Source organism: Oceanisphaera sp., assembly GCF_052084945.1.
Lineage (GTDB): Bacteria > Pseudomonadota > Gammaproteobacteria > Enterobacterales > Aeromonadaceae > Oceanimonas.
Genome location: NZ_JBQDEX010000034.1, coordinates 1 through 11,653, shown reverse-complemented (window position 1 = coordinate 11,653; position 11,653 = coordinate 1). Strand labels below are relative to the sequence as shown.

General features: G+C 46.7%; 10 protein-coding genes and 1 pseudogene. 8 read left to right on the top strand and 3 right to left on the bottom strand.

The features are described 5' to 3' along the window. The 7 genes and pseudogenes from ACTHY5_RS04950 to ACTHY5_RS04920 form a co-directional block, all read left to right on the top strand. Positions 1 to 213: pseudogene (locus ACTHY5_RS04950) on the top strand (hypothetical protein); the annotation flags it as partial. A gap of 313 nt (positions 214 to 526) precedes the next feature. Beyond that, positions 527 to 1,579 carry a YcjF family protein gene (locus ACTHY5_RS04945; protein WP_441877222.1) on the top strand — a complete coding sequence of 351 codons (1,053 nt, stop codon included), beginning with the start codon at positions 527 to 529 and terminating at the stop codon, positions 1,577 to 1,579. Then, positions 1,572 to 3,125, top strand: a complete 1,554-nt coding sequence (locus ACTHY5_RS04940; protein WP_441877219.1) for a GTPase family protein — start codon at positions 1,572 to 1,574, stop codon at positions 3,123 to 3,125. The genes ACTHY5_RS04945 and ACTHY5_RS04940 overlap by 8 nt, the downstream gene beginning before the upstream one ends. 296 nt (positions 3,126 to 3,421) lie before the next feature. Beyond that, complete coding sequence (locus tag ACTHY5_RS04935; protein WP_441877216.1) at positions 3,422 to 4,345, top strand: metal ABC transporter substrate-binding protein; 924 nt, start codon at positions 3,422 to 3,424, stop codon at positions 4,343 to 4,345. Further along, positions 4,342 to 5,262, top strand: coding sequence for a manganese/iron ABC transporter ATP-binding protein (locus tag ACTHY5_RS04930; RefSeq protein WP_441877213.1), 921 nt, complete (start codon positions 4,342 to 4,344; stop codon positions 5,260 to 5,262). Before ACTHY5_RS04935 ends, ACTHY5_RS04930 begins: the two co-directional genes overlap by 4 nt. Beyond that, complete coding sequence (locus ACTHY5_RS04925) at positions 5,246 to 6,103, top strand: metal ABC transporter permease (RefSeq protein WP_441877210.1); 858 nt, start codon at positions 5,246 to 5,248, stop codon at positions 6,101 to 6,103. The genes ACTHY5_RS04930 and ACTHY5_RS04925 overlap by 17 nt, the downstream gene beginning before the upstream one ends. Continuing rightward, on the top strand, positions 6,100 to 6,933 hold the full coding sequence (locus ACTHY5_RS04920; RefSeq protein WP_441877207.1) for a metal ABC transporter permease: 834 nt from the start codon (positions 6,100 to 6,102) through the stop codon (positions 6,931 to 6,933). Before ACTHY5_RS04925 ends, ACTHY5_RS04920 begins: the two co-directional genes overlap by 4 nt. A 250-nt stretch (positions 6,934 to 7,183) precedes the next feature. Here ACTHY5_RS04920 and ACTHY5_RS04915 read toward each other — a convergent pair whose 3' ends face one another. Next, entirely contained in the window at positions 7,184 to 8,140 is a 957-nt protein-coding gene (locus ACTHY5_RS04915; RefSeq protein WP_441877204.1) for a TDT family transporter, read from the bottom strand. 92 nt (positions 8,141 to 8,232) lie between these two features. Here ACTHY5_RS04915 and ACTHY5_RS04910 point away from each other — a divergent pair, with 92 nt between their 5' ends. After that, positions 8,233 to 9,126 carry a LysR substrate-binding domain-containing protein gene (locus tag ACTHY5_RS04910; RefSeq protein ID WP_441877201.1) on the top strand — a complete coding sequence of 298 codons (894 nt, stop codon included), beginning with the start codon at positions 8,233 to 8,235 and terminating at the stop codon, positions 9,124 to 9,126. Between the two features lie 80 nt (positions 9,127 to 9,206). On the opposite strand, the gene sstT is transcribed toward ACTHY5_RS04910, so the two are convergent. Both sstT and ACTHY5_RS04900 read right to left on the bottom strand, forming a co-directional pair. Beyond that, a complete protein-coding gene (gene sstT / locus ACTHY5_RS04905; RefSeq protein WP_441877198.1) occupies positions 9,207 to 10,433 on the bottom strand; it encodes a serine/threonine transporter SstT in 1,227 nt (408 codons plus the stop codon). A gap of 201 nt (positions 10,434 to 10,634) precedes the next feature. Then, complete coding sequence (locus ACTHY5_RS04900; protein ID WP_441877195.1) at positions 10,635 to 11,288, bottom strand: peroxiredoxin; 654 nt, start codon at positions 11,286 to 11,288, stop codon at positions 10,635 to 10,637. Positions 11,289 to 11,653: the final 365 nt, after the last annotated feature.

Here is an 11,653-nt window from a genome sequence, read left to right as displayed (position 1 = left end):
GCTCCTGAAAGTGGCAATAGTTCCAGTATCTTCCTGCTTTTAGGCGGTATATTTGTGCTAGGCGCTACGCTTTGGTGTCTTTTACTGGTCGCGTTTGCTGCCAGCTTCACAGGGGCTGTGAGATCAAATACAGGTTTATCTGAGGCCGTGGTTAAAGTCACAGGCCTTATGTATATCGGCCTTGGTTTGAATCTACTGCGGGCTAAACTGTAAAAAGTATTTAACAGTACACAGCTTAACGAGTGAGTATTCGAGCGGGTATCTCCTTAAGCTAGCGCCTCACTTTCGTTAGGATGACGGGTAAAAATAGGCGCCTGCCCCTTCCTTACCATTAAAACTATTTTTAGATCTGATCACTCTTTTTGGGTGGGTTTTGCAGGTTTCGCTGCACAAACCTTGCTCCGTAAGTTTGGGTTTTAGCAGCGCTGGTTTAGCGCAATAACATAAGGCTTATGCTTGGTTTTCTAGGCGAGTGATGAGATAAAGACTATATTAATATACTCTTAATGCGGTAATGGAGGCGTTAATGGCAAAGCCTAGTGAGTCATCTCCACCCCAAGAGCAGCACCTGCCTACTCTGTGGCTGCTTGGCAAAACCGGGGCGGGTAAGTCTTCGTTAATTCAAGCCTTAACTGGCAGCAGCCAAGTAGAAGTGGGTAATGGTTTCTCGCCCTGTACCAAAACCTCGTTTGCTTATCACTTTCCGCACGATAAACCTTTATTGCGTTTTTTAGATACCCGAGGCTTGGGCGAAGCGCATTATGATCCCAGTGAAGACATTAAACTGTGCCAGCAGCAAAGCCATGTGTTATTGGTAGTGGCAAAAGTAGAAGAGCAAGAGCAAAGCGCCCTACTCACTGTGCTTAGTCGTATTCGTAAGCAAAAGAACATTAAGCACCTGCTACTTATTTATACGGCGGTAAACACAGTGCCAAAAGAGGAGAAAAACCGCTTAGTGGCCGCTCATCAGCAAGCTTTTGAAAAAGCCTGGGGCAGTGAACTGTCTGCCATTGAAGTAGACTTTGACTGTGATACTCACACTTACTATCACCGCGACCAATTAGTGGCCGCCATCACGCAAATAATGCCATTAGTAGGCTTAATGCTCGACAAAAAAGAGCATGCCAACCAAGAAGAACAGCATTTTTCCCAAGTAAAAAATGAAGTGCTTTGGTATGCCACTGGCGCAAGCTTCACCGACTTATTTCCGGTGGTCGGTTTAGTCTCTGTGCCCGCCATGCAGGCCAAAATGCTACACAGTTTAGCGAAGCGATATGAGGTGCTATGGAATACGCGGGGCTTTGCTGAACTTATTGGTGTGCTAGGGACCAGCTTTAGCGCCCAATATGGGGTAAAACTTGGTGCGCGCCAACTGGTAAAACTTATCCCTATTTATGGGCAAACTTTGGGGGCGGCCACAGCGGCGGCCGTGAGCTTTGGTACTACCTATGGCTTAGGTAGAGCCGCCAGCTACTATTTTTACCATAAAAGTAGAGGCAAAACAGTGAATACCCAAAATATTCAACAGCTTTATAAAGACGCCTTCGAACTCGGTAAAAAGGTATCGCCTCGTGGATAAAATAAAAAAGACGACCCGTTTTTTAAATAACCATATCAACCGCTTACTGAGCCTTTCTGTACTGGGTTTTATTCTCCCCTTACTCTTGCTAAGCGGCTTTGGCTTATATGCCATTGTGACTCAGGGTTACACCCTCTATTTTGTGTTGATATTGCTGCTATCTTCACTGTTAGTCGCCATTCCTCGGTGGATATTACACAAAAACCATAACCAACAAACAGCTTATATAGAGGACGAAAGCTTGGTTGATCCCTCCCCCGACTGGTCACAAGCAGAGCGACGTATTTGGGAGGAGCTTAATGCTTCTATTAGCCAAAAACTTCAGCAAAATAGTGAGTGGTTGGCGCTAAAAGATCATGGCTTGGCGCTGGCGCTTGAAGTGGCGCAGGCTTACGGAAAACAAGAGTTGGACTTTACTGTACCCGAAGGCTTAACCATGTTAGAGGAAATTAGCCGACGCTATCGAACCGTGCTCAATGAACATATTCCCGCCATTGATAAAATCAGCATTTCCCAAGCAAAACGGCTGTATGACTTTCACGATAAATACGGCACCGCAGCCAAAGAAACCTATAAATATGGCATGTTAGCTTGGCGGGCCTTGCGTATGACAAACCCCATTGCGGGGTTGGCAAGTGAGATTAGGGGGAAATTACTGGGCTCTATGTCAGATCAGGCACTGGCCTCTGTGCAAAGCAATGCCAAACGCGCGCTGTTACAAGAAGTGGTAAAAGTGGGGATCGATCTTTACAGTGGCCGCTTTGTGATTGAGCAAAGCCAAGTGGGTAATAGCAAAGTCCATCAGCAAGATGAAACCCGATTAGCTATACCCACAGAGCCGGTACGGGTGTGTTTGGTTGGGCAAGTCAGTGTGGGCAAGTCTTCACTTATTAATGCGTTACTAAAAAATATGAGCGCCGAACAAGACGCCTTACCATCCACTCACACTGTGGGGGTGTATCCCTGCATTATTGAGGGTGAAGAGCCATTGCGCCTGATTGATATGGCCGGGCTTGATGGCAGTGATCGCGCTCTAGAAAATGCATTTAAAGAAATAACCCAATCAGACTTAGTGCTTTGGGTGCTTAAGGCGAATCAACCTTCGCGACAGCTAGATATTGCCTTACAACAACGGCTTGATGCCTTTTATGCCGATAAAAAAAATATCTCGCGCAAAAAACCGCAAATTATTGGTGTGTTAAACCAAGTCGATAAACTAAAGCCCATTCACCTATGGGCGCCGCCTTATGATCTGTGCGATCTGACGAATACAAAAGTAAAAAATATTAACGATGCCTTAGCCTTTAATTGCTCAACCTTAGGCTTAGATAATATCTACCCGCTCGCGCTTGCTGAAGACAAACCAAGCTGGGGCCTTGATTCATTAGAAGCCGAGATCCAAGCGCAATATGAGCACGCCATACAGGTACAGCTCAATCGTCGCCGCACCGATAGCCAATTGGCAGCAGGCTTTAAAGGCCAAACCAAGCGGTTATTTAAAGCCAGTAAAACCGTCGCCACACTGGGGTTATATAAAAACAGTTAAAAACACTTGCAAACAACAATGATAACCATTATCGTTAACTTGTTTTCGAAACACGACTGCTAAATTTTGAGGTTAAGCAGAGACAGGTTTTTGAAGGCGACATTGCTCACATTGCTTCCAGAGTTTTTAGGCCAGCCTTTGCTGGCCTTTTTTTTACCGTTTTTTTACTACGGACACGTAAGACAACATATTTGAGATATAAATCACATTACCCTATGGTAGATAGGGTGCTAGCACTTATCAGCATGCAAGCTGTTATAGCCCCTTTTACTAAACAATATATAAAAGGAATAATCATGGTTAAGCACCGCATTACTGGCCGTTTGTTTATTAAAGGATTAAGTGTGGCACTGGCGACCTTGTTAGTGACCTTACCTGCTCACGCGGCAGAAAAGTTTAAAGCCGTGACCACCTTTACCGTGATCGCCGACATGGCACGCAACGTGGCGGGAGATGTGGCGATTGTGGAGTCTATTACCAAGCCGGGTGCCGAAATTCATGATTATCAGCCTACCCCTGGCGATATTATTCGTGCTCATGATGCAAAGCTTATTTTTTCTAACGGTTTAAACCTCGAGTTGTGGTTTAAGAAGTTTTATCAAAATATGAACGATATGCCAGAAGTGGTAGTGTCAGACGGTATAGAACCCATGGGAGTTGTAGCCGGCCCTTATGAGGGAACACCTAACCCACACGCTTGGATGTCGCCGAAGAATGCCATGATTTACGTGGATAATATCCGTGATGCTTTCGTCAAATACGACTCGGCTAATGCGGCTATTTATCATGATAATGCCGCCGCTTATAAAGCTAAAATTTCAGCCGCCATTGCACCTATTCAGCAATTAATTGATGAGCTGCCAGAAAACAAACGCTGGTTGGTGACCAGTGAAGGCGCATTCTCGTATTTAGCACGAGATTTTGGCTTAAAAGAGCTGTATTTATGGCCGATTAACGCCGATCAGCAAGGTACGCCCCAGCAAGTGCGCAAGGTAATAGACACGGTACGCAAACAACAGATCCCAACGGTATTTAGTGAAAGTACCGTGTCCGATAAACCCGCCAAACAAGTGGCCCGAGAAACCGGCAACCACTATGGCGGCGTTTTATATGTTGACTCATTAAGTGCAGAAGATGGCCCAGTGCCCACCTATCTCGACTTACTTAGCGTAACGTCACAAACCATTGTTACTGGCATTAAAGAAGGATTAAATAAATGAGCGAACGGCATCAGCACAGGGATAATACGGCAACCTTAGCCGCCGATGCCGGCATGAAGGTCGAAGATGTCACAGTGACTTACCGCAATGGCCACACCGCCTTGCGTGATGCCAGCTTTGCAATTCCTACCGGTACTATCGCGGCCTTAGTGGGGGTAAATGGCTCAGGTAAATCAACCCTGTTTAAAGCCATTATGGGCTTTGTACGCTTGGCCAAAGGTAACATTAGCGTATTGGGCATGAGCGTGGATGAGGCACTGCGCAAAAACTTAGTGGCCTATGTACCTCAAGCCGAAGAAGTAGACTGGAACTTCCCCGTATTGGTAGAAGATGTGGTGATGATGGGCCGTTATGGCCACATGGGCTGGCTGCGCCGACCCAAGGCCGTTGATCACGAGGCGGTCACTCAGGCATTGGATCGCGTCAATATGACGGAATTTCGTAAACGCCAAATTGGCGAGTTATCGGGTGGGCAAAAAAAGCGGGTGTTTTTGGCTCGGGCCTTGGCACAAAATGGCCAAATAATTCTGCTGGATGAGCCCTTTACCGGTGTGGATGTAAAAACCGAAGATCAAATTATCGCTTTATTGCGCGAACTGCGTGCCGAAGGGCGCGTAATGTTAGTGTCCACTCACAACCTAGGCTCGGTGCCGGAATTTTGTGACCGCACCATTTTAATTAAAGGCACTGTGCTAGCCCACGGCACCACTCAAGACACCTTTACTCAAGACAACCTAGAGTTGGCCTTTGGCGGCGTACTGCGCCACTTTGTGCTTAATGAACATAAGCACGGTCGCCCCCATGCCATTGGTATTATCAGTGACGACGAACGACCACTCATCATTAAAGCCGGCCAAGTACATAACCGCGAAGCACAAACTAAGTGGGAGGGCGAAAACGATGACCATTCTGCTTGAGCCTTTTACTTATCAATACATGGTAAATGCCATGTGGGTGTCGGCATTAGTGGGTGGCGTGTGTGCTTTTTTATCCTGTTACTTAATGCTAAAAGGCTGGTCATTAATTGGCGATGCCCTGTCGCACTCTATTGTGCCAGGGGTAGCAGGTGCTTACATGCTGGGCTTACCTTTTTCATTAGGGGCCTTTTTTGCTGGCGGATTAGCCGCCGGCACCATGCTGTTTTTAAATCAGCGTAGCAAGCTAAAAGAAGATGTCATTATTGGGCTGATCTTTTCCAGTTTTTTTGCCCTTGGCTTGTTTATGGTGTCGCTTAAGCCCACAGCCGTAAACATTAAAACCATTGTGCTGGGCAATATTCTGGCCATAGATCCGATGGATATTGTGCAGTTGGTGATCATTAGCCTAGTGTCATTACTGATTTTATTAGTGAAATGGAAAGATATTTTGGTGGTGTTTTTTGATGAAAGCCATGCCCGCTCTATTGGTATTAGCCCCACTAAAATAAAACTGCTGTTTTTTACGCTATTGGCCGCCTCTACGGTTGCCGCGCTACAAACCGTGGGCGCTTTTTTGGTGATTTGTTTGGTGGTTACTCCAGGGGCGACCGCTTATCTATTAACCGACCGTTTTCCTAAGTTGCTTGTTATTTCTATCACTATTGGTGCCGTTACCAGCTTTATTGGCGCTTATGCCAGCTACTTTTTAGATGGCGCCACAGGCGGCATTATAGTGGTGCTACAAACATTGCTGTTTTTATTGGCCTTTTTCTTGGCGCCTAAGCACGGTTACTTTGCTGCTCGCAAAAAAGCCGCGCAAGCGCTGGAGGTGGCGTCATGATAGATACTTTACTGGCTCCCTTTCAGTTTAGCTTTATGGTGAATGCGCTGATTATCTCGGTGCTTATTGCCGTGCCTACCGCTCTGCTCTCTTGTTTTTTAGTGCTCAAGGGATGGGCCTTAATGGGCGATGCTATGAGCCATGCGGTATTTCCTGGGGTGGTAATTGCTTATATTGTGGGAGCCCCCTTTACGATTGGGGCTTTTATTGCCGGTATGATCTGCGCGCTTTCAATCGGCTTTTTAAAAAATAATAGTCGCATTAAACAAGATACCGTGATGGGTATTGTGTTTTCTGGCATGTTTGGTTTAGGGCTATTGCTGTATGTAAAAATACATTCTGATGTGCACCTCGACCATATTTTATTTGGTGACATGCTGGGTGTTGGCTGGGCAGATATTATTGAAACCGGCGTGATTGCGCTTATCACAGTGCTGGTGCTGGGCGGAAAATGGCGAGATTTTTTACTGCATGCCTTTGATGCGGCTCACGCTCAGGCTATTGGCCTGCGCGTAAATCTGCTGCACTACACCTTGCTATGCTTAATTGCCTTAACCATAGTGGCAGCCTTAAAGTCGGTAGGCTTAATATTAGCCATTTCACTACTGATTGCGCCCGGTGCTATCGCGTTTTTGCTGACCAATAAATTTAGCACTATGTTGCTATTATCTGTGGTGATCGCGGTAGTAGGCGCCTTTTTGGGCGTATATGCTTCATTTTATCTCGACAGCGCCCCAGCTCCCACCATAGTGCTACTGCTCACGCTGTTCTTTATCGCCGCCTTTATCCACGCCACCCGCAAGCAAGCGAGAGAGACAAGTGAAGTGTGATTAGGGATTAGGGATTAGGGATTAGGGATTAGGGATTAGGGATTAGGGATTAGGGAATCAAAACACTTAAAGCTATTTTTGCCACGAAACCCACAGAAGAATAGAGATAAAACCTGATAAATATTGTTATTAGTAATGACCTGAACCTTAAAGTGTTTGGTCATTGGTCAGTCTTATATCAGCTTAGCTGTTCCGTGCTATTCAGTGTATTCCGTGGCAAAGAAGTCTTTCATCTTGGTGCTCTCGGTGATTAAGCCAGTTCGGCTAACGCCTTACGCAGTGGGTTAAAATATTGTGCAAAACGCAGTGCTACATAACTCACAACCAAGGTAGCAATCACTAGCTCACCTTCGGCCATCCAGCGCAGCTGATTAACAGTTGCAGTATCTAAACCCAGCGCTTCTGCCAAGGTTGCCACTTTAAACAAAGCCGTGGCGCCAATGACTAACGGAAAAGTAAAAGCGGCGTAGCCTGGGCTAAAGGGTAAACGTAATAACTTAATAAAAGCCAAGTAAATTAGAGCCGTCATTAATACTGCTATGCCCAATAATATGGCCACTAATACCGGTGCCGGCTCGGTAGTAACGGTTAAATAACCCGCTAAAGACAAACTGGCAGGCGCAGCCATAATGGCAATGGTCGGCTTAGCGGCGTCTGGCACCTCGGCACAAAATATCAGGCGATACAGCATCATGGGCAACATAACAGCATAACAAGCAATACCAAACCACAATAAAACTTGGGCAAGCGGATCGAAGCTGCCAGGGCTTGCTACATCGGCCACTATGATCCCAATGGGGGGTACAAACCAGCTAGGCACCATGTGGTGTAGTTTAAAGTCTTTAAGGCGGTGCCAAATAAAGGTCACCAAAAACACCAAATGCAATGCAACGGCACATAACCACAAGCCAGCACCCACATGCCCCCCTACTGCGTTAGACACCACCATGGTCGCCATGGCAAACGTAGGCACCACACTGCCCACCACAGGATGAGCTAAATCTTGCGCCAGCAAGTGTGGATGTAATACAAATTTGCCGGTTAAGATTAATAATAAGGCGGCCGCTATTATGGCGCCTAGGGTTTGAGCGCCACCAGAAAACAAGCCGACATTCTCCCAAGCCCAGCCTAGGCTTGCGATACCTAAAGCCAGCCCCGCCATGGGCGTAGGTACATTAGCAAAGCGGTTGCGAGTCGTATTTAGCATTATGTGTCTCCTTGGTAACTGGCACTTATCATAAAAAAACTTTACCATTCAAGATATCTAAATGATTTAAACAGGGCGTTTAACTTTACTAAATGATAAGTCTTAAACAGCTGCAAGCCTTTGCCAGCATTGCTCACCATGGCAACTTAGGCGTGGCCGCCGAGGAGCTCTTTTTGAGTAAAGGGGCTGTCTCTCAGGCACTGGCCGAGTTAGAGCGTCAATTAGGTCATCCGGTGTTTGATCGTGTGCACCCACGCTTAAAGCTCAACGAGCAAGGCCGGCAACTACAGCCGTTAGCCGAAGAAGTGTTAAGTCGCATCACAGATATTGAGCATTTATTTGATGAACAAGGTGCGCCCAGTGGCTCGTTACGGTTAGGTGCTAGCCAGACCATTGGTAATTACCTGCTGCCTAAATTATTGGCACGGCAACCTGAGTTACAAGCCAAGGTGCAAATCACCAATACCCATAACTTATGTGCCATGCTGCTGCGCTTTGAGCTGGATATTGCGCTTATCGAGGGAGAGAACTTTCATCCCGATTTAGTCACTCAACACTGGTTAACGGATGAGATGCTCATTATTGCCCATCCAACCCATCCCTTAGCCGGTCAGCAAGCACTGAGCTTGCCACAGCTTCAGCAGCATAATTGGGTGGTGCGCGAGCCCCTTTCTGGCAACCGTGAACAGTTTGAGCGAGACATAGCGCCCCATATTGGTGACTTAGGTCAGCTGCTTGAGTTGAATACCCTAGAGTCGGTTATACAGGCAGTAGAGCAAGGGCTAGGGCTGGCATTGGTGTCAAAAAGAGCCGTCAGTGATCGGCTAACCTATCATCGACTGGTATCGTTAAATGTAAACGCTCACTTATCCCGAACCCTTAAGCTGGTATGGCATAAACAAAAATATCACTCAGCCCTACTACGCCGCTTTATCACCCTTTGCCAACAACATGAGGAAAACAAAGCTTTCAGCCGTCAGCTATAAGCTTTCAGCAAAAAAAAGCCCCTAACCTAAAGGCTCGGGGCTTCTTGATACTGACAGCTAACGCATAGCGTAGCGTTACATTAGGCTTTGTTTTCCTCTGCCCGACAGGCAGCGGCGGTAAACAATACATCGGTCGAGCTGTTAAGGCCCGTTTCTGCCGAGTCTTGCAATACACCGATAATAAAGCCTACCGCAACTACCTGCATCGCCACTTCATTAGAAATACCAAACAAGCTACACGCCAGTGGGATCAAGAGTAAAGAGCCACCGGCCACCCCAGACGCACCACAAGCAGACACAGAGGCAATCAGGCTCAACAATAATGCGGTGCCAAGATCCACGTCTATCCCTAGGGTATGTACCGCCGCCAAGGTCAGTACGGTAATGGTAATGGCCGCGCCGCCCATGTTAATGGTAGCGCCAAGTGGAATAGACACAGAGTAGGTGTCTTCATGCAAGTCTAGGCGTTTACATAAGTCCATGTTCACCGGAATATTAGCCGCCGAGCTGCGGGTAAAAAAGGCAGTAACACCACTTTCGCGCAGGCACTTAAACACCAGCGGATAAGGGTTGCGACGAATTTTAAAAAACACAATCAGCGGATTCATCACCAAGGCAATAATCAGCATAGAGCCAATCAGCACTGCTAATAGACGCGCATAGCCCCATAGGGCATCAAAACCGGTAGCGGCAATGGTGCTGGCCACCAAGCCAAAAATACCCAGCGGTGCTAAACGGATCACCAAGCGCACTATGCTAGAGACGCCGTTAGAAATATCCCGAAACACATGCTTGCTCGATTCAGACCCTTGGCGCAACACCATACCTAGGCCGATAGCCCAGGCCAAAATACCGATAAAGTTACCCGTCAGTAGCGCATTAACGGGGTTGTCTACTACCTGAAATAACAAGGTATGCAAGACTTCCGCTATTCCCTCTGGCGGCGTAGCTTCAGCCGCATCTAGCGCCAACACCAAGGTCGTTGGAAAGATAAAGCTCATCAGTACCGCAGTCAGTGCGGCAATAAAGGTGCCCACTAAATACAAGGCCAAAATGGGCTTAATGTTAGTTTGGCTACCCTGTTTATGGTTGGCGATAGAAGACAGCACTAACACAAATACCAAAATGGGCGCCACGGCTTTTAAGGCACTCACAAACAAGTCACCTAATAAGCCAACAGACTGAGCGGCTTCAGGAGCAACAACGGCCAGTAGCGTACCGGCAACAATGCCAATCAAAATTTGCGTTACTAGACTCACACGCTGAGTTAAGCGCAATAGCAAAGGTTGGGGGTGGTTCATAATCATCCTCTGATGGCTGAAAATCCATCTCATATACCAATATTATTGCAACTTTATAGCAGAACACGCTATAAAAAAACTAAAAGCACAGCATTTTGCAACCAGCCGCACATCTCGATGCTTTGTTATACTGTTGTCGCATAAAAAAAGCACCGCCTAGCGGTGCTTTTTTATCCATCATCACTAATCCATCATAACCAATAACGATTACAGCTGTTTAGTGCAAAAATAAAAATCGACACAATCGTATTCATCAGACTCCATACGATCATTAGCAGCTTTGGCGGTTGCAGCAGGTGGCACTATTACCTTGTCGCCTGGCTGCCAACCTTCTGGTGTGGCCACGCCATGTTCATCGCTAGTTTGCAAAGCATCTAGCAAGCGTAAAAACTCAGAAATAGAACGACCATTACTCATGGGGTAATAAACCATGGCGCGTAAGATGCCGTTGGGATCAATCAGGAAAGTCGCGCGCACTGCCGATGTATCTGCCGCACCTGGGTGGATCATGCCGTATGCACGGGCAACATCCATTTTTAAATCGGCAATGATAGGGAACGGCACTTCAACGCCAAACTTGTCTTTGATATTACGCATCCAAGCAATGTGGGAGTGATGGCTATCAATAGACAGTCCCAGTAATTCGCAGTTGCGCTTATTAAACTCAGGGGCCATTTTGGCAAAGGCAATAAACTCAGTGGTACACACTGGGGTAAAGTCTGCAGGGTGCGAAAATAACACCAGCCACTTTCCCTGATAGTCATCTAATTGCTTCATACCATCTGTGGTGAGCACATTAAACTCTGGAGCGCGTTCATTTAAACGTGGTAAACCTACAATAGCAGTCTCAGTATGTTCCATGGTGTTACTCCTGACGGTTAGAGAGGTGTGCAAACAACCTCAATTAAGTTAAACCTAATGTAGCACCTGTTAATTTATTTATAAACACATCTTTAACTATCACACTGATAGTTTAAAACTATTAATAATGCATCACCAAGGTATTGAGCTGCTAACAAAAGAGCCTAATACCTATCGTATTAAATAAGTAGTCAGTTTGTGCTGCCTGTAAAAGCCGAACAAAGGGGCCACTACACCGACACGCTGCAAGCACATCCCTGTGTCGCTCAAACACATGACTTCCCTGTCATGTGATGGTCGGTGGAGTCGCTCCCTTTATCCGACTCTCGATTGTAGAGCCGCCTGTGATTAGGGCTAGCTGACAG